Consider the following 23,910-nt stretch of genomic DNA (forward strand, 5'->3'; position numbering starts at 1 on the left):
GTGTTACAGCCCCAATGCTGCTTTAGCGAGGATATTGCGCTGAATCTCGTTGCTACCGGCGTAAATTGACCCGGCGCGGTCGTTGAAGTACCGCAGCGGCGCAACCGCCTGCCACGGGTCACCGCTGACATATCCGTCGTCGGGCGGAGTGTATTCACTGATCGGGCCGCCGGGTACCGCCGCATGCGGCTGGTAGACCCGCCCACGCACACCCGCCGCTGTCATAGCCAGTTCGGTGATCGTCTGACTTAACTCGGTCGCCAGGATCTTCCCCATTGATGACGCTGGACCGGGGTTCTTTCCGGCGGCAACGGCGGCGAGAACCCGGTACTCGAATATCTCCAACACCTGAGTTCGGATCCGCGCATCGGCGAGTTTATGTGCGAACAGGGGCGAATCGATGAGTGGTCCGCCGCCGGCGCCCGGCTGATTCGCGGCGGCGCTGGCGACATTCTCCAGCATCACCTGCAACGCAGGGGCAGCCGCGCCGCCGCCGCGCTCGAACTCGAGTAGATATTTCGCAACGGTCCAGCCGTCGTCGATCTGCCCGAGGACCCCGGTCTTGGGTACCCGCACGGCGTCGAAGAACACTTGATTCTGCACCTGCTCGCCCGACGTCATCACCAACGGGCGAATTTCAATACCCGGAGACGTCATATCGATCAGCACAAAGGTGATGCCCTGTTGTTTGCGTTCCTTGCGTGAAGTCCGAACCAGCGCGAACATCCAATTGGCTTCGCCCGCATGCGTGGTCCAGATCTTGCTGCCGGTCACCACGAGGTGATCGCCGTCGTCAACGGCGGCCATCGACAACGCCGCAAGGTCCGAACCGGCTTCCGGCTCGGAATATCCCTGGCAGAAGAACACCTCTCCGGTCAGGATGCGCGGCAGAAAATAGTCCTTCTGCTCGTCGGTTCCAAATGCCATGATGGCATGCGAGACCATGCGAATTCCCATGGGAGACAGTGCGGGAGCCCCGGCAAGAGTTAGTTCCCGGGAAAAGATGTAGTGCTGAGTGAGGGTCCAGTCGCAACCCCCGTAGCGCACCGGCCAGGCTGGCGCGTCCCATCCGCGCTCATGAAGTATCGCCTGCCAGGCCATACTTGCCTCGTGATCGGAGTAGACGCTAGTCATCAGCCGCCCCGCTCGCCGCAGATCGGGTGTCAGATATTCGTCCAAGAATGCTCGGACCTCGTCACGAAAATCGAGTTCGTCGGGTGACCACTCCAGATCCATCTGGCTCCCTTCACAGGTTGAGGAGCCGCTCGATAATTCTGACAACGGCCGTTATCGGATAATGCTAACCCGCGACACTATTTGTCAAGCCGGTCCGACGCCAGTGGATACACGGCGCATGAAACCCGCAGTCAACCAAACCACTCAGTGGACACCACGCCGAACAATTGCCTGATACGGCGCTCGGACAAGGTCACCGATAATGCTGCGTTGCGCTGTCCCACGTATGCGGGGCATGTCGTCGGGCGCGAAGAGTTCGGTTGGCTCCGAGCGTCCGCGCAATACGCGGGTCGACAATAGCGACCAGCCGGTGGAGCCGGGACCGGCCGCGGTTATCGCGGTGCCACTGGCCAGGACCGGTACGCCTTCCCGTTTAGCGGCGTCGGATAACCTCGCAGATTCGTTGACCGGGTCGCCGATCACCGTGTACTCGTACCGCGTCTCGGCGCCGATATTGCCAGCGAAAACGGTTCCGTAGGAGACTCCGATCCCCCACCTGATAGCGAGTGATCGCGTCAACTGCGCGGCGAGCTCGCGAGCCGCGGTAAGTGCGGCGTCAGCTGGCGAGTCGAGCGCGACCGGCGCACCGAAAATCGCCAGGGCGGCGTCGCCCTCGAATTTGTTGATGAAGCCGCCATGTCGCCCGACGACGTCGGCGACGATCGTGAAGAAACGGTTGAGCACCGCGGCGATGGCTACCGGGTCATGTTGTGCGGCAAGTCGAGTGGAGCTGGTGATGTCGACGAAGAGCACACCGACGACAGTCTTAGTCCCCCGCGCGGCACCGCCACCTTCGAGGGCCTGCGCCGCAACGGTGTCGCCGACGTGACGCGCGAATAATTCACGAACTCGTTCACGCTCTTCCAACCCCTCGACCATTGAGTTGAATCCGTGCTGCAACACACCCAGTTCAGACATGTCGTATACAGCAACCCGGGTGGACAGGTCACCCTCGTCGACCCGCTCGACCGCCTTGCGCAAGTCGATCAGCGGGTCAGCTATCGCCGATCCGACGAGCAAAATTACCCGGATGCCGGCGGCAAGACTCACCAACGCCAAAACCAATGTGGCCCAATCGACTCGGCCGGCCACCGGCGGCAGCCAACCGACACCACGGCCGACGTTGATCATCAGCAGACCGGCCATCGGGACCACCGAACTGACCGCCCACACCACGATCATGCGTTTCGCGACGCTGTGCACTACGTGGCCGATCGGGCTGTCCCGCAACGCGATTACCGCAAGAGGTCGGGCAGCACGCTCGATGAAGACATAGGTGATACACGCGCTCGATACTGCGGCCAGCACGAATCCGCCTGCGACAGTAATGAATTGGATCGACGCGAGATGGTGATTCCAAATCGCGTAGACCAGTAGCGCCGATCCCCACGCCGCGAATGTCGCGTACACCTGGTGATACGGAATGGCGATGACCGCGCGGCGGCGGGCGCGGTCAGCCGGTTCCCCGCTGATGAACCAATTCAACTGAGGCCGGAACAGCACGACCGCCAAAACAGTATTGAGAATGACACTGACCACCAGCGCGGCGGCGACCATGGTGATACTAGGCAGCTCGGCACCCGACCACGACAACTCACCGCCATTAAGCGAGAACACCACCATGACCATGGTCTCGACCCCGATGAGTGCGTTTCCACCGATTGATGCGATCCCGGCTACCCACGCGGCGTGACGAGCCAGACGCGCACGTTCGGCAAGCGTGAGTTTGGACCATTGCCGCTGGTCGAAGTCGAGAACGCCGCCCGTCACGAGCAGTCGCTTGGCCCGGGCGCTCGCATCGACCACTGCGGCGCGCACGGCGGGCGACTGGGGCATTGCGCATCTCCTCCAGCGGCCGGTCTCCGGTGATCGATCGGCGGTGCGCGATCTTCCGTTTACCCTACCGGCGAAACGCCGCTGACCGGGTCAGCACTCGTGGTGCCGGCCCGGTCAGTGTCGTTTACCGCGTGTTCCGCGGTCGATATTTGCGCGCAGATTTAGGCGGCGGGCTGGCCGGCCTCGATCTCCAGGGTGATGGTGATCTTGTCGCCGATCACGACGCCGCCACCTTCGAGGGGCATCTCGATATCGATGCCGAAATCCTTACGGCTGAGGACCGTGGTGGCCTCGAAGCCGGCGACCGGTCCGTGTCCCATCCCGGGATTGACGCCGTTGAACTCCAGGTTCAGCGTGACCGGCTTGGTCACACCCTTCAGCGTGAAATCACCCTCGAGGACGTAGTCGTCACCCTTTGGGGCAACCGAAGTCGAGACGAATGTGGCGGTTGGGTGGTTTTCGACGTCGAAGAAGTCAGCCGACCGAATATGGCCGTCGCGCTGCTCATTGTTGGTCGAGATCGATGCGACCGAGATCTCCGCGTTAACCGACGGGCTGCCGTCTTCGGCGATGCTGATCGCGCCGGAAAAGTTCTCGAAAGTGCCGCGCACTTTGCTGACCATCAGGTGTTTGACGGAGAAGCCGACGGTCGAATGGGTCGGGTCGATTACCCAGTTGCCGACGGCCAGGGGCGAAGTGGTTGCTGCAGTCATGGTGAGCTCCTTGAGAATTCGGGTTGTCTGGGCGGGCGACGCTGTCTCACCCGACACTAGCTCAAACGGACTGCAGTCCGCATCGATTCCCGACTCTCCGGCGCGCTCGCCTACTTCCACGCGAAAACCGGCTGCTCCAACTCATGCACGCGGGTGTCCCGACCGGCCAGCACCACTTCCGCAAACTGGTAGACGACAGCCGCCGTCGGCGCGTGGACCAGCGAGTTCGCGATGGGAAGCTGTATGACCGGCCGATCGGACTCGGCAATCGAGATGAAGCGCGGCGGAACGCCCAACTCATCGAATGTGATAAAGAACACATTCGATACCTCGTCTCGATTCGGGGTAATCGCGGGATCGTCATCGGCCCAGCAGACGATGGGCGTCATTAGATATCCCGACCGCGTCTCGAAGTCGTCGAGGACCCCGATCACCGCGTCCTCGTCCAACTCAATGCCGAGTTCCTCGTTCAGTTCCCGCAGAGCCGCGTCAACCGGCGTCTCGCCCGGATCGAGCCGGCCGCCGGGCAGCGCGAACTGGGCGGCGTGATTGCGCATCGACGCGGGACGTTTGAGCACCCAGATCCCCGGAACTCCGGCCCGATGAACCACCGTGATCGCGACAGCCGAGGCCCGCAGACGACCGTCAGAATTGTCGATTTCCCACCGCGGCCAGGCGGAGAGCCGATCGCGCGCGCCGGACCGGGTGATGTGAGCCATGCGTCTGGTCTACAGGACGGGGCGGCAATCCACCTCATTCACCCGGATCCACCTCGTATATGCGACGAGGTGAATTCGAGTAAACGAGGTGGATTTGGACCGCCGAGCGGTGTCGGCATCCGATGTGAGAATGTCACTCACATGACTTCTTCGCGCGCTGGTACCAAAGGTATGCCGCGAAACGAGCGTGAGTCGCTCATCATCGACGCCGCGTGCGCTGAATTCGGCGAGTCAGGTTTCGTGCGGACGCAGCTGACCGCGATCGCCGACCGGGCGGGCGTATCGAAAGCATTAGTGCTCACCTATTTCGGATCCAAAGAGGACCTATACGCCACGTGTGCGGAGAACGTCGGAAAACGCCTGCGCCAAGCAATCGCGGATGCGATGGCCCAGACCCATGCCGATACCACCGACATCGGAGCCGAGACCGTACTGGCCGCCATATTCGGGGCTCTCGCCGACCGACCGACCGACTGGCATCTGGTATTCGACCGCAGCGCGCCTGAGGGAAGCGCGGCCACCGTGAAATACACCCAGCAACAGGAACTGCGCGCGCAGGCGGCCGCGGGTGGCACACGTGGATTCCAGATCCTCGGTTTGCGCGATGCCGATGACTTGTCGGCCGCCGCACTGGTGTGGGAATACTCGGTGACCGCGCTCATCGAATGGTGGATTCGCAACCCCAGTCAGACGGCAAAGGAAATGACCGCTCGGTCGCAGCGAATCCTCGCGGCGCTGATTGGGTCACCGTAGGGACAACTCAGTTCAGGCCTCGAAGGTGACTTTGACGCGCACACCGCGTTTCTCATCGCGCTGGGCAACCGCGGTGCCGGTCCGGGCTGTGTCGCCGATGGCCACTGTGATCGGGGCCGGATCGGGATAGAAATTGCGCCACCAGGTCTTGCTGTCGGGCATCATCACGCCGATGATCAGCGAGTCGTCGTCCCTCTTCTGATAATTCACCGGAGTGCTGAACGTCTTCCCCGTCCGTCGCCCGGTGTAGGAAATGACAGCCATCGACTTGGCCAATCGATCGCCGACCACCGGCGCGGACAGCAGCGGGGTGACCGCCTTGTTGAAGACTTTCGCGGCATTCTGAAAGAAACTCACGAGGTCGAAGGTACATGGACCTTCCGCGAAACTGCCCCAGATACGATGAAAGCCACCTGTCACCAGGTGGCTTTTCTGTGGCCAGAGTCGGGATCGAACCGACGACCTTCCGCTTTTCAGGCGGACGCTCGTACCAACTGAGCTACCTGGCCGGGCGGCACCGGCATGCGCCGAAACCTAAAATCACCGGCGTTTGCCGGTGATTTTTGGCGACCTTGACGGGACTTGAACCCGCGACCTCCGCCGTGACAGGGCGGCGCGCTAACCAACTGCGCCACAAGGCCTTGCTGCCCGACGAATCGCTAAGCGATTCGCCATGCGTACCCCCTACGGGATTCGAACCCGCGCTACCGCCTTGAAAGGGCGGCGTCCTAGGCCGCTAGACGAAGGGGGCCGGTGTTCTCCGTTTGGGAGCTGAATTAGCTTATGACACGACTGCCACGATTTACAAATCGTCTGGTCACACCCGATTTTTGCGATTCAGCAGGTGGCAACCGGTCGCCGGTCGAACAGTGCTGTGAGGAAGCTGTCCGCCTCTGCCTCGAAGGGAAGGAACGCCTTCGCGTGGCTATCACCGGCATAGCGTGAGTAGTGCGCACGCACCCCCTTGGCGCAATAGTTCGCGGCCAGCCGCGCGACGTCGGCGGTGATCATCACGCCGTCGCCGGTCGGGTCGGACTGTCCCACGCCGAGCAGCATCGGCACCCGCGGCCTGCCGATCGTGCCCATCACATTGCGGGCGATGGCTCTGCTCACCGACGGCACCTGCAGCAGGCTCGTGTAGGGGGCACGCACCATGTCGGCATTCGTCAGGCCTGGATATTTGCCAGCGAACGATGCGATACACCCGTTGCGAACCTTCTCGATCAAGTACCGACCGCGTTTCGACAGAAACGATGCGACGTCGAGGTTGTAAGTACGGCGGTAGACCTCCACCAGCGCCGGTATGACGCCGGCCCAGTTCTTACTACCGCTGACATAGCCAAGGTTATGCGCCAGATCCACCGGCAGCCCTCCCGCGGCGGCCCCGACGATCTTCAGCTCGGGCGCATAGGCCGGTGCCAGTTCCGCCCCAAATTCGGTTGGCACCGACCCACCCGAGTATCCAAGTAACGCGACCGGCGTCGACGACGGCAGTCGCAGCAAGCTTTCGGTCGCCCGGACACTGTCGAGCGCTAGTCGTGCGGACTGACGCGCGATGGTCCACTCTTGTTGCTGGCCTTCGTAATCCGGGACCACAACGGTGAATCCGCGGGCAAGGTATTCGATGATTTTCACTTGCTCAAGACGTCCCGCTGTTCCCGGCTTGTTTCCCTGCAGGGTGTACGACGGATCGCATTGCGAACCAAGCCCGTCGTAGGCCATGTGAAATGACAGGAGACGCGTCTTCTTGGCCGTTCGCGGACGCAGGACCGTGGTCACTCCGGCAATCGGTTGATTGTTCTCCCCGATGCTGCGGTAGAGCACCTGAGTGGCGGCAACCGGAACCACTTGCCCCTCGGATACGAATTTCACCGTGCGCGACCGCAGAATCTGTCCCGGCGCTTTGCCAGCGAGATTGCCCCCGTAGCGGTAGAAGGAGTCGCCTGATGGCGGTACCGCCCGAGCGGCAGGAGCGACCGTCAGGCCACCAGCGACCAGGGCGATGGCCACCACGACCACACCGACTATTCGACTTGTCATTTGCCGCCACCTCCGCTGAGCTTGCCCACGCTCAACAGTGACCGACGAAACCGTTGACTGAGACCCGAATCATCAACTTCGCCAACGCGAATCGCCGCTACACCGGACGACTTGATCGCCCCCGGTGTCTATTCCGCCCGATTACAGAACCGTCGGGAAATTCGTCCGAATAAGTGGGCGCCTAGGGCAATATGCCCCAGGCATCTAGCTATTCGGACGAATTTCCCGAGATGGCGAACCCGGCTAGACGCCAGCGTCGATGCCGGTTGAGGCGACTCCCTCATGAATAGTCGACAACAGCTGATCGAAGCGAGCCCTCGTGTCGCTCGACGGCGCGACCGTGTCGAGCTTCTCGCACAATGCCGCCGCGAGGTCCCGGAGCTTGGTATTCGTCACCTGCGACCGCCACACCAGCAAATCAAACGCACGCTGATCGTCGAGTTGGTACACGAACCTCAACACACCTTTGGCCTGCTCGATCAGCATTCGCTGCTCGACGACCTCGGCGATCCGGTCCAACGTCGACTGTCCACAGTCCTGGGGCACTTCGCCGCCGTCGCGGAATTCCGCACTCGCCGAACATGTTTCGGATTCAAGTGTCATGACATCCCGATCCCTACGGCATCGCGCAGATCACACTCCGATGGCATCACTCAGGCAGGTCGACGCCCCGTGATGAGTCGCACCGCGAATAGCAGCAGGCACGCACCCGCCAAGCAGGTCAAGAAGCTGAAGAGCCAGCCACCGCCAGCGACGTCGACTCCGACAAGGCGCAACACCCATCCGCCGAGCAGTCCGCCGACGATACCCACGACAACATTGAGCAGGACTCCTTGTTGCGCATCGGTTCCCATAAACTTCGAAGCAATCCATCCGGCGATACCGCCAAGGACAATCCAGCCGATAATGCTGAGCGACAGTGTCATTCTCGATTCCTTTCCTCACCCGCTAGCGAGAACCGTACGGAACTGGGCACGTCATGTCTTCACCCTCAGGGGTGTAGTTGGAACCAATATGATTGTGTGATGACACCGATTCGAGTAGCCCTGGTCGACGACTACGAAGTAGTCGTACAGGGTCTGGCGACGATGCTTCGCTCGTACCAGGACCGCATCGAAATAGTCGAACTGAATACCAACACCGACGTCAGCGAGCGAGTCAATATCGCGCTTTACGATTCGTTCGCGAATCCGCAGGGCGACCGTGCGGAAGTGCGTCGACTCACCGCCAATCCGCTGGTCGACAAAGTTGTCGTCTACTCGTGGAATCTCAACGCGCAGTTGATCGATGCGGCATTGGCGAATGGGGCTAGCGGGTACATCGCGAAAGGATTGCCCGCGGCCTCACTCGTCGCCGCGTTGCTGGCCGTGCATCGCGGCGAGAGAGCGGTACACCTCGATCGCACCGGCACGAAGGTCATCGCTGGCGACTGGCCGGGCCGCGAAGAAGGGCTGACTCAGCGCGAATCAGAGGTCCTGGCTTTGATCACCCAGGGTCTGAGCAATGCCGAGGTCGCCGATCGCGCCGGGCTCTCGATCAACTCGGTCAAAACATACATCCGCAGTTGCTATCGACGAATCGGCGTGACAACCCGTACCCAAGCGGCCCTCTGGGGCGTTGAGCACGGCTTCCTCCCCGACCGTCGTCGACTCAACCACAACGAGATCGACGACCCGACTATCAACTGACCCCCTCGCGCCCGGGTTGACAGGCAAGTAAACACTTGCCTATTGTTGGCGAGTGTCCGACATCTACCGTGCCATCGCTGATGCGACTCGCCGGCAGATCCTGGACGAACTCGTCGCAGTCAACGACCTGACACTGTTCGACATCTGCACCCGAGTAGCCACCAAGTACTCCAATACCGCTACCCGACAAGCTATTTCGCAGCATCTCACAATCCTCGAAGAGGCCGGTCTGGTGCATTCGCGGCGAGTCGGCCGCACCAAGATTCACACAGTTGATACCGACCCACTCAAAGCCATCGCCGCGCGCTGGCCCACCGATTGAACGGAGCAATATCATGCGTCCACGCATCTATGTCAGCAGTGTCTTCGTTGACGATCAGGCGAAGGCCCTGGCCTTCTACACCGAAAAACTCGGCTTTGTCGTCAAGAACGATATACCGATCGGCGCCGCCCGCTGGCTCACCGTAGTCAGCCCAGACGCACCGGACGGCGTCGAATTGTTGTTGGAGCCCAACGAACATCCGGCCGCTCTGGCATATCAGCAAGCTCTGGTGGAGGACGGGATCCCGTGCACCTCATTCATGGTCGACGACGTCGCGGCCGCCTATGCCGAGTTGGTGGCCAATGGCGTTCGGGCACTGGGTGAACCTGCCGATATGGGCACCACCACAGCGATAACCGTCGACGACACCTGCGGCAATCTGCTCCAGTTCGTGAGCATGAACGAGTGACTACTTTCGACGCCGCGCGCGTGGACGCACTGCGGGACACGGACTTACCGATTGGAACCAAAGGCCTGCCGTTGAGTTCTGCACCTCAGTCGCTCGCGGCGTTCGCCGATGCTGGCCATACGGTGATCGGCGGCGATCTCCCCATGCCGGTCGCGATCCTTCGACGACGCGACCTGGAGTCGAATATCACTGCCATGCAAGAGTTTTGCGACGCTACCGGCGCACTACTCGCACCGCACGGCAAGACGACGATGGCGCCGCAGGTCTTCGCGCGGCAGATCGAGATCGGCGCATGGGCGCTGACCGCGGCCACTCCCGCACACCTGCGCCTATATCGGGACTTCGGCGTCGGACGCATCATCTATGCGAACCAGTTGGTCGAGAAGAACGTAATCTCCTGGCTGGCAAGCGAAATCGCATCCGATGAGGGTTTCGACTTCTATTGCCTGGCGGACTCCGTCGCCGCCGTCGACCTCCTGGAATTGGAACTCGCCCGCTCGGCGTGCCCACGGCCAGTCAATGTGTTGATCGAAGTTGGACATGCCGACGGACGCTGCGGCATTCGTGATGTGCCTGCGGCACAAGATGTTGCGGCCGCGATAGACAAAGCACCACATTTGCGCCTGGTCGGTGTTGAGTGTTTCGAAGGTCTTCTCCCCGGCGGCGGTATCGATACATCGGCGGTGGACGAATTCTTGGTCGCCGTACGAGCTATCGCAGGAGCGCTCGTCGAAACCTCAAGTCTGCGATCAGCGTCATCGATTCTCATCACCGCGGGTGGAAGCCTATGGTTCGACCGGGTTCTGACGACATTCGCGAATCCAGGGTGGCCGGTTCCGGCGCGAATCGTGTTGCGCAGCGGGTGTTACGTAACTCAGGACGGCGGGATGTATGACCGGGGCTCCCCGCTGGCCGGTCGACGAAACGGTGAAGCATTGCTACACAACGCGTTAGAGGTGTGGTCGACGGTCCTATCCCGACCCGAACCGGGTTTGATTCTGACCTCGATGGGACGGCGCGACTGTTCGTTCGACGCGGGACTTCCGGTGCCGGTCAAGATCGTTCGACAGGGCAGCGGTTCTGAATCGCCGCACCGACTCGAATCACTCAGCGGTGCAACAACGCTGAAGCTCAGCGATCAACACGCACACGTCGCGGTGCCGACCGCCGCCGACATCAGCGTCGGCGACCTGATCTGCTCGACGGTGTCGCATCCATGCACCACCTTGGACAAGTGGAAGGTACTGGCCGTCGTCGACGACGACTACCGAGTTGTCGACGCGGTACTGACGTTCTTCTGAACAGTACCCACGGTCACCGCTTCGACAGCCTCCACGAGTCTCGGGACGAATCTCTGCGCTCCCAAGACACAACATGCGTGTCCGCCGTCGACATCGAACCGTCGAGCTCCGGGGATCCCGTTTACGAGCAGTTCCTGACGTTCGGGCTCGACTACGCGATCATGCGTGGACACCACCACCGACGTCGGCACGTCAATCTCGCCGAGCCAGTCCCGGGAGTTGAACTCCCCCAAACCATTTCCAAACCGAGACATTTCAGCGAGCGGCGTTGAGAAGAACTGTCGCAGCGCCCACATCGAGGTATGCGCGTCGGTGTCCTCGAGTTTGGCTTCCGTGGGATGAGGCAACAACCGGTCGACCGTATGTAGCACGCGTCCACTGCGATGAGCCTTCGCCTGATGTTCCGGCTTGCTTGTCGAAAAGAAGGGGCCGGTGGAACAGAGCACCAGACCGTTTACCCGGTCGGAGTGGCGACGCCAGGCTAGCTGCGCGATGCCACCGCCCATTGAGAAACCCGCCGCGGTGAACTCGTCGATGCCGAGTACATCGGCCAGAGCGACGACGTCGTCGGCGCAGTCGGTCAGCGTGAAATCGTCGGATCGGATGCCGCGCCCATGCCATCGAGCGTCGAGGGTGATGACTCGATAGTTCTCGTTCAGAGCCGGGATACTCGGATACCAGCACAGCAGGCCGGTGGTCAGGACCGAGTGCAATAAGAACACCGCGGGCGCATCGCGTGGGCCGGTATCGGTGACGTAGGTCGAGCCTCGACCAGCCAACTCGACCATCGAACCGGCCGGGACCGCGTCGGCGGGATATGGACGCAGCACATGCCCAAAGGCGCGTTTGGCTGGACCGAAGACATTGGCGCTCACTTGAACCAGGCTACTCGCGAGACTGAATTCGCACTGTGAAGAGCGCGGACCGCTGGGCCAAGTATCGGAATCCGGTGAGCCGAAAGGAGACTCAGTAGGAATACGTCTCGATATCGGCGACGATTGCGGACTGGGCTCCACCGAATTGATGTCCGCCTGCGATGTGCTCGACAACGCGCGCCGACGGCAGCCGCGCGGCATGCGATGCCAGGTGCGAGAACGACACAATCTCGTCGTCGCGGCAGTGGTGCAGCGATATCGGGACGCTGGGCTCCGGGCCGTCGAACGCGTAGTCGGGACTATCCCAGCCCGCCGGACTCCAGTCGGGCATCGCCAACAGGATCGCTGCGGATATCGGCCAATCCTGTTGAGCCAGAACGTGAAGAAGTATCGAGGCCCCGAACGAATGCGCCACGACGATTCTCGTACCGGACTCGGTTACCGAGTCCCGCACGACGCGCGCCCACGTCTCGACGGACATATCGTCGTCGGGCAGATGCGGCAGGAGCAGCGCGCCGTCGGTGGCGTCGGCGAGTCCTTCCGCCAAGGGCCGATCGTCGAGGTATCCGCCCGCTCCATGGATGAAGAGCATTCGCGACTCCTTACCGGGCTGACGACCCTGCGAATCCACCTCGTTTACCCGAGTTCACCCCGGTCAAGGACCGAGGTGGTTCCGGGTAAATGAGGTGGATTTGTGCCGACAAGCCTAGTCGATCTGGTGCCCCCTCTCGGGCTCGAACCGAGGACCTGCGGATTAAAAGTCCGTCGGACTCGCGCCCATTCCCGATGTGTCGATGCCGGACGCGGCATGACCGCGATCCGGGTCGACCGTCAAGCGCGCGGCGGCTCCCCTACCCGCGCACCACGTGCACCGCGGCTACGAACAAGGTCATCCGAACGAATGAATGGATCAGCCTAAAGGTGCGTAAACAACTGTCAAAAGCAGGACAAGCCAGGGCAATTAGTGCAAATGTAATCCGGCTGACTGGTACGACCGTGCAAAATCAGCCGATGCACACGACATTGACGGTGGGGCTCTCGGATTGGGAGGTCTGGCAGCACGCGAAACGCCTTTCGCCAATCACGATCACCGAACGAATCCGAGTACTCCGCCGCTTCCACATCGAGACCGGCGTGCAGCCCGCACATGCCGACGCCATCGACATTGTGCGGTGGATCGCCGGGCACGACGAGTGGTCGGACTCCACGGCCGCCACCTACACCTCGTACCTTGCGGCGTGGTACAACTGGCTACAGATCGACGACCGCCGCGCCGACAACCCGATGATCAAGGTCGGCACACCGAAAGTGCCAGAACGCGAACCCCGGCCAATCGCCGACGCCGATGTTCCCCGACTACTCGCCACCCGAATGTGGGGGATCAACGCGCGTAATGATTTTACTCGCGCTGCTCGCCGGACTACGCGCACACGAGATAGCGAAGATCCGCACCGACGACTCGACCTAGGCGCTGGACTGCTCTGGGTGACAGGCAAGGGTCGAAAACCCAAATCCATTCCGCTACACCCCATTCTGGCCGAGATCGCTGCCCAAATGCCGCCCACAGGGTGGTGGTTCCCGATGCGCGGCCATCCCGGCGAGCACGTACACCGCAAGAGCGTCTCCGAGGTCATCAGCAGGACAATGCGCCGCGCAGGTGTGAAGGGCACACCGCACGCATTGCGGCACTGGTACGCCACGAGCCTGCTGGACGACGGAAACGACCTCCGAGTGGTACAGGAATTGATGCGCCATCGAAGCATTGCATCCACCCAGATTTGCACCAAGGTTTCCGACCGGACCCAACGTAAGGCCACCGCCAACCTCGACCTATTTCGTGAACGCAACCGGAATCCGCTCACGCCTCTCGATGAGACCGCGTAAGCCCGATTGCCTATGGATAGTGAAGCGGCTTTCGGCGCGGGACTAGACAGCGAACGATAACCACTTCCGAATCAGGCTTTGTACAAATCTATCGGCGCGGTCGAACCAACAGGAATTACGTCTATCCGAGACGGAGAAAAGACGCGCTCCAACGATTCGACCAATGATTGACTGTCGATATCGGAAAGATATTGCCGGTGCACCGATAGGCTCATGATCGGCGTCTCGTTGAAGACATGACTCGGTGTCGCAAAATGATCTGCCGGTTGGTTAGGAATCATGAAGGTTACTTGATTTCTGTGGCCAGCTCTGGGCTCGTTCCATATCATGTGGAACCAGTACCCCACGTCCATGGCACCGAATACCTCAGGCTTTATAGTCGCACCATCGTATCCATACTGAAGGTTACCGTGCGCTTCGTCCCAATTCGCACCCTCACCGTACCAATCTTGTAGTAGCGCAAATGCGTCCGAGAGTGCCCCGAGCGCAGCGTTTGCAAGCTCGGCGGCCTCCAAACGGGTGAAAGCGCTCGGTGCGACCCTCACCCGATACAGCGAACTGTGGGGATTGGCATAAGTTTCTACGGGTTCACCGCCCGCAGGCGTCGAATCTGTCAATTTGGGCGACCCTTCGGCGCGAGGTGGAACTTGATAAAGTTCGTGCCCGCCTGACCGGCGGCACTCACAAAGTAGTCGATTGAACCTTGATTCTGAATGTACCAGTCAACGCTTGCGCCAGAACCTCGGGCAGCGTCCCTCTGTCGAATAATCTGGCCGAGGGTCTTTTCATGGGTTTTTAGCCCCCATGGAACGACCGCCCCACCTTGGTCGGCTAGCCAAGCATAGTTTCCCTTAGCCTCCAAGAGGTGTTTTCCCCCGGACTTATCGATATAAAATCCATCGAAGTGGGCTCCGTTTACCTCGTACACCCACGGGACGGCCGTATGAGTTACAGACTGCTGATAGTAGCGCGGGGTCGATTTCATGCCGGACTCGCTGCCGATGTACACCCAACGGCCGGGACCTCCGTCAGTTTGCCCGGGGGACGGGATTCTGATGGGCTGGACTGTCCCCGGGACGTTAACGATCGTAGTATTGCCCCGTGAGTCCACGGCGACCGCGCGCTGATGGAAATTGATTACGTCCCCCGCGTTGACATCCTCGATAACCCCGGAGAAGGTGCGGCCTCTGAGAATGTAATGCGATTTCGCATTTTGGCCATTCCGCGTCACCGTCACGCCGTAGGTGGCATATTTCGCGCCGGGCGGTATCACAGGCGTGTCATGCCACACGATCTTGCCGTGGGTTGACCCAGGTGAATCGGGAACGAACTGCATCTCGCTGCCCGGAATAGGACCCAATATCGGATCAACAATCGCGATGGGGTCGCCGGGGTAGATCTGGACCGGATCGTCAGGACCTGGCCCTGCCAGCCCACTCGCGAGGTGTTTCGAGCCGCCTAGCCCGTTGCGGAGAAACGCTTGAAAGAGTGACGGCACCGATCTTGTCAGTTGGGGCGTATTAACTAGGCGCGGAGAATACCTACCAAAAACACTGTTTCGCGCCCGGGGGCGCGTCACGGCCAACGCGGCCGCCCCGCCGACCAGCCACACTGCCAGCGGCACCGATGGTGATGTGGGCAGCGGAGCAGACTCCACGTTCACCTGCGGCAAATTACTCGTGGGAGTGGGTTGCTGCGGGCGCGTGGGTGTGGGCTTGTTTGGTCGGCGTGCTGGTGCGGTAATCGGAGTCCGCTCGGCCGGCGCTGCCGGGAGCGTTGCGGGTGTTTGACGTGGTGGTTGGGCCGGTTGTGGGGTGGGTGCCGGGGCTCGTTGACCAGGGACCGGGACGATTGGTGTGCCGTTGCCTTCGCCGGGTCCCGGGCCGGGGTTGGCTCCGATGTTGGGTCCGCCGGTTGAATTGTTGCTGCCGGTGGTTGTCGGTGGTGGTGTGTTTTGAGTGGGGGGTGGCGTGTAGGTGGGCACGCTGATGCACGGCCAATTCGACCCATACTGGGCGCGCATCTGATCACACAATGCGTCGGCGCGGGCTTGTGGTTGGTCGGTGACGACGCTGAACGCAGCGACGCCGCCAAGACCCAGAACCGAAAAGGCCAAGACGGCGGCGGCGGTACGTCGGAACCACCAGCGCGGCTGTTTGTCGTTCCGTTTGTGCGTGCTCATCGGTTACCCACGATCGCGGAGAGGATAGCATCGGCGCCGGTCCAGAACCAGCGGCCGGCGATAGACATCACCAGGAAGAACACCAGGAATACTGGGATCGGTCCCCACCGGTCCGACCAGCCGGACATGTTGGTCAGATTCGCCGCAGCAACAATCAATAGGACTGTCCCGGCGACGAAGAGTACGACCTCGACGACGGGGATCCCCTTGCCAGCATCGTTGGTCGGCGTGGTCGGGTCGGCCGACTGGTCGTGCGGTGTGTCCACTCGACGAATCGGGGCGGTTTGGGCTGAACTGTGGGTCATGTGTCTCTCCCCTGGAGGAACAATAGCGTGCTGCTGCGGCGGTGGTTTCGACTTTTAGAGGTAGTGTGGTTTGCCGTAGACGTGAATGGTGTTGTCGTTCAACGGTGTAGAGATCGCGACGGATACGCACGCTCTGACGGCGACCGGCCCGAGACATCCTGAGACTTTCAGGTGGACGCCGTCTAGTTCGATTCCGGCGTGCGCGGCGGCGAGTTTCTTCGTGCCGAAGGAGACGTCGGAGATGGTGCCGGGGCGTAGAGTGGTCGACACATTCGGCAGGACTTGCGCGCCAATCACCAGGGCGGGCGGGTAGGTGATCGACATCTGCGCGGTGGGCCCACCAGTAACACCGAGGGTGATACCCGAGGTGACATCGGTGTTACAGGCGACAGCAAAGCCCACCGACAGCGCACCGGAGTTCACCGCGGTCTTGCCAACGCCACGAATGTCGGCGGCGCCTTTCAACGATAGGTACCCTTCGCGGGTCCAGGGGCTTTGATCCAGCGGAGGGACCGATCGCACCTTTTCGCGCAGTTTCGACGCTGACACTATCCATCCGTCATCTGTGCGCTTGGATACCGTCCGATCAGCAAACGACGACGCCGCCGTGGCACTACCTGCCATCCCTGACACGAGCATCAGCGCGATGACCGTAACGAAACCGACTCCGAGTCGACGAAACATCCTGATCCCCAATGCTCAAGACCCATGCGGCAACGCAAACTATCGATACATAACAGCACACCACGCCACGGTTGGCAATAGCAAGGTTCGCACTGCTCTCGGCGCCGGAGGTCTGGTAGCCGCGAGCCAAGCTCATTTCAGCTTGCCCGCGCGGATGGCGGTGTGCCGTCCGATGGCGACTCTCGCGTCAGAGTCCGCGGTATCGGAAGATGGGCGTGACGTCGACTGAGAATGCCTGGCTTCCGTCGTTGATGGTGAGCGCGACCGGTAGTAGTTCGCGGCGCAAAAGTGTTGAGCCGGAGAAGATCCCGTAGCCATCGACGGTGTCGCCGTTGCTGAGTGTGCTCGCTGGCAGCGGCGGCTACTGGTAGGCCAGCAGACCCGGCGGCATCGCAGTCATCTACATGCTCTTGCTTCGGAAACGACATCACGCGCCTACCGTTCGCAACGCCGCGAATTTGCGCACTTCGTCTAGGTCAAGCAGATACGCACCGGTTCGACCCTGGAGCTTTCGGGCGGTCAATCGATTTGAACGAATCGCGGCGGTCACACCGCGACGCGATATCCCCAGAATCCCCGCGGCCTCCGCAACTGTAACCATTGACTCAGGTTCTGAACTTGACATGAGTCATGTTCTACTCGTTAAACACGACGCATGTCAACTATCGAGTTATGGTCGCACTTGTTCGCATAGTTGCATTCCATTGTCGTATGTCTTAACTTGGAAACATGACCAGCGCATACGAAGTTGGAACGGTGCCAGTGATCGAGGTGCGACACCGCGCCCGGATCGCTCGCGAAGCGGCGGGTTTGGAGCAAGGGCAGCTCGCTGAGATCATTGGCATCTCGCGTCAGAGCGTTAGCAATACCGAGTCCGGCAAGTCCGAGCCGCGCAAAATCACTCTGAATGCCTGGGCGCTAGCAACCGGCGTACCAGTGTCGTGGCTACTAACGGGAACCGCCGCCGCAAATCCAGAGGGACCTGACGACGGCGGTGAGGGTGCCCCCTCTCGGGCTCGAACCGAGGACCTGCGGATTAAAAGTCCGTAGCTCTACCAACTGAGCTAAAGGGGCTGGTCGTCACACACACCTCGCGGCGAGGGCAACAGCCCAAAAGTATACAGACGTTTCCACGGCGCCAAATCGAGGCCCCCAATCCGATATTAAGTGACCCAAGACACATTCCTCCGATAATGTGCGCCTCGTTTCGATCATCGCCGATCAATTGACCGCCGAGTCATTTGTAGGTGAAGCTATCTCAGCTATGTACACCGACATAGTCGGCCCACGTGGCATGCCTACCGACGACGGAGCTCTTCATGGCACATGGACAAAGCAAGGCCTTCACCTCGGCCGGCCGCTGGATCGGGCGTCACGCGTGGTGGGTCGTCGGCTTCTGGGTCGTAGTCGCCGCCGCGCTCAATATCGTTGTGCCCCAGCTGGAATTGACGGTCGCGCGTACATCTGCCGACTTCCTCCCCGGCGATCTGGCCGCCAATCAACACCTTGAGGCAATGGCGCGGGACTTCAAGGTTCCGCCCTCCAACGGCGTGAGCAGCATCGTCCTAGTCAACGAGCGCGGCATCTCCACCGGCGACGAGCAGTATTACCAGAACCTGCTGTCACGTTTGATGGCCGACAAAGAGAACATCGCCTACGTCATCGACATCTACGGCAATCCGCTATCGCGTGACATCGCACGCAGCCCTGACGGCAAGGCCGTCACACTCATGATCGCGGCGCAGGGGTCGGTGGGATCGACCCGCGCACACCACAGCACCGGCGCGATCCGCGACATTATCAATGACATACCCAAACCCGCCGGTCTGGTCGTGCACTACAGCGGACCGACAGCGACCCTGGCCGACCTGTTCTCCGCGATGGATTTCTCACTACTGATCATCACGCTGGTCTCGATCGCGTTGATCACCGCACTTCTCTTCGTCGCGTATCGCAGATTCGCCACCGCGGCGATCCCATTAATCATCATTGGTATCACGCTGGGAATCGCCCGACCGATCATCTCGATACTTGGCGGCAACGGGGCGCTGTCGGTCTCAAACTTCACCATCGCCATCATGACCGCACTTGTTCTCGGTGCGGGTACCGACTACGCGATCTTCACCATCGCCTCTTACCACGAGGCTCGCCGCAACCAGATACCCGTCGCCGATGCCGTCGCCGTCGCCAGCGGTCGCACCGCGCCCATCCTGGTGGCCTCGGCCCTCACTATCGCGGCTGCCTGTACCGCAATGATTTTCACGAAAATCGGCATGTTCACCACCGCCGGTCCACCGACCGCGATCGCCATTCTTGTGGCTGCCGCCGTCGCGCTGACCTTGCCGCCGGCACTCCTATCGCTGGCTGGTCAGCGTGGACTCGCTGAGCCGCGCGGCGACAGCACCCGCATATGGCAGCGTCGTGGTGTTCGTGTCATCCGCCATGCCGGCGTTTACACCGCTGTGGTGGTCATCTTCCTTGTTGGCACGGCATCGATTCTGGCCACTTTCCGGATGAACTGGGACGAGTCGTCGATGTTCCTGCACGCCAATGATTCCACCCGCGGCTACGACGCCGTATACAAACATTTCGGGGTCAACGACATCGCTCCCGAATACGTGATCGTCCGCAGCGATCACGACCTGCGCAACACCACCGATCTTGCCGCCCTGGAGCTTTCGGCCATCGCACTGTCGAATGTGCCTGAAGTCGCCAAAGTCACCTCGATCACTCGTCCCGACGGGAAACCGCTGCCCGAGGCGGCCAGCGGATATCAGACCGGCATCGTCGGCGATCAACTTGGCAATGCCGCGCACCAAATGGTCACGGCGTCACCGGAATTGCGACGGCTTGCCAGCGGAGTCACTCAGCTCAGCGCAGGCGCCGACGACGCGGTCTCCCAAATGCCCGCCTTGGTCTCCGGTACCGACCAGGTTGTGACAATGGCCGGTACGGTGCTCGACGGCCTGGCCACCGCGCAGAACATCGTCTCGATCGCCAGTGACGGGTCCACCAACAACGTGGCAGACACACTTCCGATATTGCGCACCACGCTGTCGACGATCACCAGCCTGGTGGCGGGTTTTCAGCAAGCCGACGCGACGACGAGTACGGCACTGCGTCAACTCAATTCGACATTCGGCCCACTGATCACCGCCCGCCCGACTGCGCGCTGCCAAGCCGACCCGACATGTCTTGTGGCCCGCGCCGCGTTCGGGCAACTCGACCTGGCATTGGGCGGGCGCGCATCGCAAACGTTGCGTTCGATTCAGGGGTTGGCTGGTGTCCCCGCCGATCTGGTCAGGAAGTCGAACGCGCTACTCCCCCAACTCCGCAGCGCGCTGAACACCGTCGAAAACCTGACTCGCCAACTCAACGGCCGCTCACCCGAACAAGTCCGGTCAGATCTCGCCCGCCTCACCGACGGCGTCGCGCAACTGTCCGACGGTATGACTCAGCTGGCAACGGGGCTGCGGCAAGTCAAAGAGGGCACTGACCGCACCGTCAAGCTGACCGGTCAGTTGACCGCTGGACTCAACCGCGCGTCGTCCTATCTGACGACGATGAGCGCCAAGACCACCACCGGTCCCGGAACCGGCTTCTATCTTCCGCCAGAAGCGTTGCACGACAAACGATTCGTCGCCGGTAGTCAACTTCTCCTCGCACCCGATGGCAAGACCGCGCGGATGCTGGTCACCTGGAAGGTAAATCCCTACGGCGAGCAAGCGCTCGACATCAGCGGGCAACTGCCCGGCATCGCGCATCGCGCGCTCGCCGATACCGGCCTCGCTGACGCACAGGTGCAGTCCACCGGCCTGGCCTCCCTGTCGGCAGGTATGCAAGACCAGGTCATCAGCGATTTCATCATCTTCGCCACCGTCGCCGTGTTGGCCGTGCTCCTAATCCTGATCGTGTTGCTGCGGAGCATCCTGGCTCCAATTCTGTTGGTAGGCACGGTGATACTGTCCTTCGCCGCCACGATCGGCATCTCAACCCTGGTCTGGCAGCACGGTTTCGGCATCCCGCTGGACTGGTCGGTAATTCCGGTGTCATTCATGGCGTTGATCGCGGTGGGCGCCGACTACAGCATGCTCTTCGCCTCCCGCATCCGCGAAGAAGCCGCCTCCGACGGCATGGTGCGCGGTGTCATACGCGGGTTCGGTAGCACCGGCGGCGTGATCACCACCGCGGGCGTGGTATTCGCGCTGACCATGTTCGCGCTGATGAGTGGCACCGTGCTCAACCTAGTACAGATCGGCTTCACCATCGGCGTCGGACTGCTCCTCGATATCGCGCTGGTCCGCAGTGTGCTGGTGCCAGCCGCGATGGTGGTCCTCGGCGACCGAATCTGGTGGCCCGCCCACCCACGGCCCACCTCTCCGATCGCTGACTGACACGCAAACGACACCGCCGGCCGACTCGACGCGGCATACTTGCTGCGACGGATACGGGGCGCAGGACGCCTCACCGAGCCGACGAAAGCGACAGATGGATATCACGGTCAGCATTACCGGCGGCAAGGTCGCGGGTTCGCAAAACAACGGCGTCACAACATTTCTCGGCATTCCATACGCTGCCGCGCCGGTCGGTCAGCTGGCTTTCCGGGCGCCAGCCCCGGTCACCCCGTGGGACGGCATCCGACCGGCGACGGCCCCTGGTCCGTCGTGTTGGCAATCGCCCTACCCTGAGCCCATCAACAGTTGGTTCGGCAAGGTCGCAGCCGACGAGTTCGGCGGTGAATGCCTCAATGTGAATGTGTGGACGCCCAGTATCGAGGCCACCGGCCTGCCGGTCATGGTGTGGATCCACGGCGGCGCATTCACGCGCGGCTCGAATGCTTCGCCGATGTACGACGGTTCCACATTCGCCCGCGACGACGTCGTACTGGTTTCGATTAACTATCGGCTCGGCGCATTCGGCTTCCTGCCGATCGAAGGAGCGCCGACCAATCTCGGGATGCGCGACCAGATCGCCGCTCTGGAATGGGTGCGGGACAACATTGTTCAATTCGGCGGCGATCCGGCCAATGTCACGATCTTCGGCGAGTCCGCGGGCGGAATGAGCGTCGCTAATCTGCTGGCGGCACCGACTACAGCCGGACTGTTCGGCAAAGCCATCGTGCAAAGTGGACACGGACATTCCATCGTCGAGGTCGACGATGCACTCAAAGTTGCCGCCGAACTGGCGGCGTTGCTGGGAATCGAGCCCACTGCTGCTGCCTTCGCAGGTGTCGATCCGGCGACCCTGATCTCCGCACAGAACAAGATCAGCGACGAGATCCGGCAAGCCCCCGACCCGGCGCGGTGGGGTGCGACCACGATTTCCGCCGGCGGCGGCATCACCGGATTCATCCCGGCCTTCGACGAGCTCATTCCCGTCTTTCCTGACGACGCGGTGGCTCAGGGCGCGGGCAGCGGCATCGCGTTACTCGCCGGCAGCACAGCCCGCGAGTTCTCGCTGTTCAGTACCAGCAGCGGGGTTCGCGGCGCGATCACCGAAGAGGTGCTGCCGATGGCAGTAGCGCGATTCGGAGCCGACGCCGAAACGGTGGCCGCGTATGTGGCCAATCATGTCGGCGAACCCCCCGGCGACATCTTCGACCATATTGTCTCCGACCTCTTCTTTCGCAGGCCGATGCTCACTCTGGCCAGTGCGGCCGAGCAGTCCGAAGGCGACGTATTCGTCTACGAGTTCGCCTGGGGAACAGCGGTTTCTGACCTGGGACCATGCCATGCGCTGGAACTGCCGTTCGTTTTCGACGCACTGGCCGGTAGCGAGTCGTTCACCGGTTCCGCCGCTCCCCAGCGGCTTGCCGACGAAGTCCATGCCGCTTGGGTGTCATTCGCCAAGACCGGGTCGCCCGGTTGGCCGGCGTACGCGAGCCAGCGGGCCGTCCACGTTTTCGGCACTGAAAGCGCGACGGGCCCCTTGCCTCGCGGCGCCGACATCGCAGCGCTGAACAAGGTGACCGATGCCACAGGTACGTGATATCCAATGAAATGGCCGTGGCATGCTGGTTCGGTGATTGACATCGAGCGCCCGAAGATCGAGGGCAGTGTCGCAGTCGGGCAGAACCGGCGGATCGGTTTCGCCGAATTCGGATCCGCCACCGGCCGAGCGATTTTTTGGCTGCACGGAACCCCCGGCGCGCGCCGCCAAATCCCCACTGAGGCCCGCGCTTTCGGTGAAGAACACCATGTGCGGATCGTCGGCGTGGATCGTCCGGGCGTCGGATCGTCGACGCCACATCGCTATCGAGCGGTAAGCGACTTCGCTCCTGACCTCCTCCAAGTCGCCGACACCCTCGGAATCGACAAATTCGCCGTCATCGGGCTATCCGGTGGAGGGCCCTACACCTTGGCAATGGCTCATGCCGCGCCGCACCGCGTGGTCGTCGCAGGAGTGCTCGGCGGTGTCGCACCGACTGTCGGCGCCGACGCGGTCAGCGGCGGCGCAACACAATTGGCCACTTTCGCCGCTCCGATACTGCAGGTCGCTGGCGCCCCGATCGGACGCGCATTGAGTTCGGTCCTCGGCGTCGCCCGCCCGATAGCGGTACCCGCGATCAGCCTCTACGGCCGACTGTCACCGCAGGGCGACCGAGAACTGTTGGCACGCCCGGAGTTTCGCGCAATGTTCCTTGACGACCTGCTGCACGGCGGTGCTCGCCGCGCCGAAGCGCCGTTCGCCGATGCGATCGTCTTCGCCCGCGACTGGGGTTTCCGCGTCGGCGACGTTTCGGTGCCCGTCCGCTGGTGGCATGGGGACAAGGACCACATCATCCCGTTCCGTCACGGCGAACACATGGTGAATCTGCTGCCCGACGCCAGGCTCTACACAATGCACGGCGAATCACATCTGGGCGGACTAGGTATGGCAACCGACATCCTTACCGAGCTGCTAGCACTCTGGGACGAGAAAGAAGCCTGATCAGAGGCCATATCGAGGCCGCAGAATTGCGCC

24 protein-coding genes, 4 tRNA genes and 1 pseudogene are annotated in these 23,910 nt (G+C 61.7%); 10 read left to right on the forward strand and 19 right to left on the reverse strand.

Translation table 11 applies throughout. The features are described from left to right. Nucleotides 1–3: 3 nt before the first annotated feature. From AAFP29_RS17680 to AAFP29_RS17695, 4 genes are all read right to left on the reverse strand, one after another. On the reverse strand, nucleotides 4–1,236 hold the full coding sequence (locus AAFP29_RS17680) for an acyl-CoA dehydrogenase family protein (RefSeq protein WP_419218697.1): 1,233 nt from the start codon (nucleotides 1,234–1,236) through the stop codon (nucleotides 4–6). Between the two features lie 144 nt (nucleotides 1,237–1,380). After that, nucleotides 1,381–3,072 (reverse strand): adenylate/guanylate cyclase domain-containing protein, encoded by a 1,692-nt coding sequence (locus AAFP29_RS17685; RefSeq protein WP_419218698.1) that lies wholly within the window; start codon nucleotides 3,070–3,072, stop codon nucleotides 1,381–1,383. Nucleotides 3,073–3,233: 161 nt separating this feature from the next. Next, the gene (locus AAFP29_RS17690; protein ID WP_419218699.1) at nucleotides 3,234–3,785 is read right to left on the reverse strand and encodes a YceI family protein; all 552 of its coding nucleotides are present in this window, start codon (nucleotides 3,783–3,785) and stop codon (nucleotides 3,234–3,236) included. A gap of 110 nt (nucleotides 3,786–3,895) precedes the next feature. Continuing rightward, nucleotides 3,896–4,504, reverse strand: coding sequence for an NUDIX hydrolase (locus AAFP29_RS17695; RefSeq protein ID WP_419218700.1), 609 nt, complete (start codon nucleotides 4,502–4,504; stop codon nucleotides 3,896–3,898). A gap of 171 nt (nucleotides 4,505–4,675) precedes the next feature. Here AAFP29_RS17695 and AAFP29_RS17700 point away from each other — a divergent pair, with 171 nt between their 5' ends. Continuing rightward, complete coding sequence (locus AAFP29_RS17700; protein ID WP_419218771.1) at nucleotides 4,676–5,257, forward strand: TetR/AcrR family transcriptional regulator; 582 nt, start codon at nucleotides 4,676–4,678, stop codon at nucleotides 5,255–5,257. A 12-nt stretch (nucleotides 5,258–5,269) separates the two neighbouring features. On the opposite strand, the gene AAFP29_RS17705 is transcribed toward AAFP29_RS17700, so the two are convergent. The 7 genes from AAFP29_RS17705 to AAFP29_RS17735 form a co-directional block, all read right to left on the reverse strand. Next, complete coding sequence (locus tag AAFP29_RS17705; protein WP_419218701.1) at nucleotides 5,270–5,614, reverse strand: nitroreductase/quinone reductase family protein; 345 nt, start codon at nucleotides 5,612–5,614, stop codon at nucleotides 5,270–5,272. A gap of 78 nt (nucleotides 5,615–5,692) precedes the next feature. Beyond that, nucleotides 5,693–5,766: transfer RNA gene (locus AAFP29_RS17710), tRNA-Phe, on the reverse strand. Nucleotides 5,767–5,821: 55 nt separating this feature from the next. Next, nucleotides 5,822–5,898: transfer RNA gene (locus tag AAFP29_RS17715), tRNA-Asp, on the reverse strand. Nucleotides 5,899–5,935: 37 nt separating this feature from the next. Continuing rightward, a tRNA-Glu gene (locus AAFP29_RS17720) sits at nucleotides 5,936–6,008 on the reverse strand. 86 nt (nucleotides 6,009–6,094) lie between these two features. Continuing rightward, complete coding sequence (locus tag AAFP29_RS17725; RefSeq protein WP_419218702.1) at nucleotides 6,095–7,297, reverse strand: lipase family protein; 1,203 nt, start codon at nucleotides 7,295–7,297, stop codon at nucleotides 6,095–6,097. A gap of 243 nt (nucleotides 7,298–7,540) precedes the next feature. Next, complete coding sequence (locus AAFP29_RS17730) at nucleotides 7,541–7,900, reverse strand: ANTAR domain-containing protein (protein WP_419218703.1); 360 nt, start codon at nucleotides 7,898–7,900, stop codon at nucleotides 7,541–7,543. A 50-nt stretch (nucleotides 7,901–7,950) separates the two neighbouring features. Further along, entirely contained in the window at nucleotides 7,951–8,223 is a 273-nt protein-coding gene (locus AAFP29_RS17735; RefSeq protein WP_419218704.1) for a GlsB/YeaQ/YmgE family stress response membrane protein, read from the reverse strand. 99 nt (nucleotides 8,224–8,322) lie between these two features. Between AAFP29_RS17735 and AAFP29_RS17740 the strand changes: the two genes are divergently transcribed. From AAFP29_RS17740 to AAFP29_RS17755, 4 genes are read left to right on the forward strand one after another with little or no spacing between them, the layout of a single operon-like run. Continuing rightward, on the forward strand, nucleotides 8,323–8,985 hold the full coding sequence (locus tag AAFP29_RS17740; protein WP_419218705.1) for a DNA-binding response regulator: 663 nt from the start codon (nucleotides 8,323–8,325) through the stop codon (nucleotides 8,983–8,985). Between the two features lie 52 nt (nucleotides 8,986–9,037). Next, the gene (locus AAFP29_RS17745; RefSeq protein ID WP_419218706.1) at nucleotides 9,038–9,307 is read left to right on the forward strand and encodes an ArsR/SmtB family transcription factor; all 270 of its coding nucleotides are present in this window, start codon (nucleotides 9,038–9,040) and stop codon (nucleotides 9,305–9,307) included. Nucleotides 9,308–9,320: 13 nt separating this feature from the next. After that, the gene (locus AAFP29_RS17750) at nucleotides 9,321–9,716 is read left to right on the forward strand and encodes a VOC family protein (protein WP_419218707.1); all 396 of its coding nucleotides are present in this window, start codon (nucleotides 9,321–9,323) and stop codon (nucleotides 9,714–9,716) included. Next, complete coding sequence (locus AAFP29_RS17755) at nucleotides 9,713–11,017, forward strand: amino acid deaminase (RefSeq protein WP_419218708.1); 1,305 nt, start codon at nucleotides 9,713–9,715, stop codon at nucleotides 11,015–11,017. Before AAFP29_RS17750 ends, AAFP29_RS17755 begins: the two co-directional genes overlap by 4 nt. On the opposite strand, the gene AAFP29_RS17760 is transcribed toward AAFP29_RS17755, so the two are convergent. Both AAFP29_RS17760 and AAFP29_RS17765 read right to left on the reverse strand, forming a co-directional pair. Continuing rightward, nucleotides 10,981–11,805: an alpha/beta fold hydrolase gene (locus AAFP29_RS17760; protein WP_419218772.1), complete on the reverse strand. Its 825-nt coding sequence runs from the start codon at nucleotides 11,803–11,805 to the stop codon at nucleotides 10,981–10,983. The two genes, AAFP29_RS17755 and AAFP29_RS17760, sit on opposite strands and share 37 nt — an antisense overlap. 178 nt (nucleotides 11,806–11,983) lie before the next feature. Next, a complete protein-coding gene (locus tag AAFP29_RS17765; protein ID WP_419218709.1) occupies nucleotides 11,984–12,484 on the reverse strand; it encodes an alpha/beta hydrolase in 501 nt (166 codons plus the stop codon). 419 nt (nucleotides 12,485–12,903) lie between these two features. Here AAFP29_RS17765 and AAFP29_RS17770 point away from each other — a divergent pair, with 419 nt between their 5' ends. Beyond that, the gene (locus AAFP29_RS17770; protein ID WP_419218710.1) at nucleotides 12,904–13,776 is read left to right on the forward strand and encodes a tyrosine-type recombinase/integrase; all 873 of its coding nucleotides are present in this window, start codon (nucleotides 12,904–12,906) and stop codon (nucleotides 13,774–13,776) included. A 71-nt stretch (nucleotides 13,777–13,847) separates the two neighbouring features. On the opposite strand, the gene AAFP29_RS17775 is transcribed toward AAFP29_RS17770, so the two are convergent. The 5 genes from AAFP29_RS17775 to AAFP29_RS17795 form a co-directional block, all read right to left on the reverse strand. Then, nucleotides 13,848–14,393, reverse strand: a complete 546-nt coding sequence (locus AAFP29_RS17775) for a hypothetical protein (RefSeq protein WP_419218711.1) — start codon at nucleotides 14,391–14,393, stop codon at nucleotides 13,848–13,850. Beyond that, complete coding sequence (locus AAFP29_RS17780) at nucleotides 14,390–15,439, reverse strand: Tox-REase-5 domain-containing protein (RefSeq protein ID WP_419218712.1); 1,050 nt, start codon at nucleotides 15,437–15,439, stop codon at nucleotides 14,390–14,392. Before AAFP29_RS17780 ends, AAFP29_RS17775 begins: the two co-directional genes overlap by 4 nt. A 515-nt stretch (nucleotides 15,440–15,954) precedes the next feature. Continuing rightward, nucleotides 15,955–16,263 (reverse strand): hypothetical protein, encoded by a 309-nt coding sequence (locus AAFP29_RS17785; protein ID WP_419218713.1) that lies wholly within the window; start codon nucleotides 16,261–16,263, stop codon nucleotides 15,955–15,957. Between the two features lie 54 nt (nucleotides 16,264–16,317). Beyond that, nucleotides 16,318–16,947, reverse strand: a complete 630-nt coding sequence (locus AAFP29_RS17790) for an MspA family porin (protein ID WP_419218714.1) — start codon at nucleotides 16,945–16,947, stop codon at nucleotides 16,318–16,320. 427 nt (nucleotides 16,948–17,374) lie between these two features. After that, complete coding sequence (locus tag AAFP29_RS17795) at nucleotides 17,375–17,572, reverse strand: helix-turn-helix domain-containing protein (protein ID WP_419218715.1); 198 nt, start codon at nucleotides 17,570–17,572, stop codon at nucleotides 17,375–17,377. A gap of 104 nt (nucleotides 17,573–17,676) precedes the next feature. Here AAFP29_RS17795 and AAFP29_RS17800 point away from each other — a divergent pair. After that, nucleotides 17,677–17,847, forward strand: a pseudogene (locus AAFP29_RS17800) (helix-turn-helix transcriptional regulator); the annotation flags it as partial. Nucleotides 17,848–17,948: 101 nt separating this feature from the next. Here the strand turns inward: AAFP29_RS17800 and AAFP29_RS17805 are convergent. Then, nucleotides 17,949–18,021 (reverse strand) — tRNA-Lys (locus AAFP29_RS17805). Nucleotides 18,022–18,266: 245 nt separating this feature from the next. Between AAFP29_RS17805 and AAFP29_RS17810 the strand changes: the two genes are divergently transcribed. From AAFP29_RS17810 to AAFP29_RS17820, 3 genes are all read left to right on the forward strand, one after another. After that, nucleotides 18,267–21,341 (forward strand): MMPL family transporter, encoded by a 3,075-nt coding sequence (locus AAFP29_RS17810; RefSeq protein WP_419218716.1) that lies wholly within the window; start codon nucleotides 18,267–18,269, stop codon nucleotides 21,339–21,341. Nucleotides 21,342–21,435: 94 nt separating this feature from the next. Then, a complete protein-coding gene (locus AAFP29_RS17815) occupies nucleotides 21,436–22,935 on the forward strand; it encodes a carboxylesterase/lipase family protein (protein WP_419218717.1) in 1,500 nt (499 codons plus the stop codon). 33 nt (nucleotides 22,936–22,968) lie between these two features. Continuing rightward, nucleotides 22,969–23,877: an alpha/beta fold hydrolase gene (locus AAFP29_RS17820; RefSeq protein ID WP_419218718.1), complete on the forward strand. Its 909-nt coding sequence runs from the start codon at nucleotides 22,969–22,971 to the stop codon at nucleotides 23,875–23,877. The last annotated feature ends 33 nt before the right edge of the window (nucleotides 23,878–23,910 follow it).

Origin of the sequence: Gordonia sp. CPCC 205333, from assembly GCF_048537885.1 — a bacterium.
Taxonomy (GTDB): domain Bacteria; phylum Actinomycetota; class Actinomycetes; order Mycobacteriales; family Mycobacteriaceae; genus Gordonia.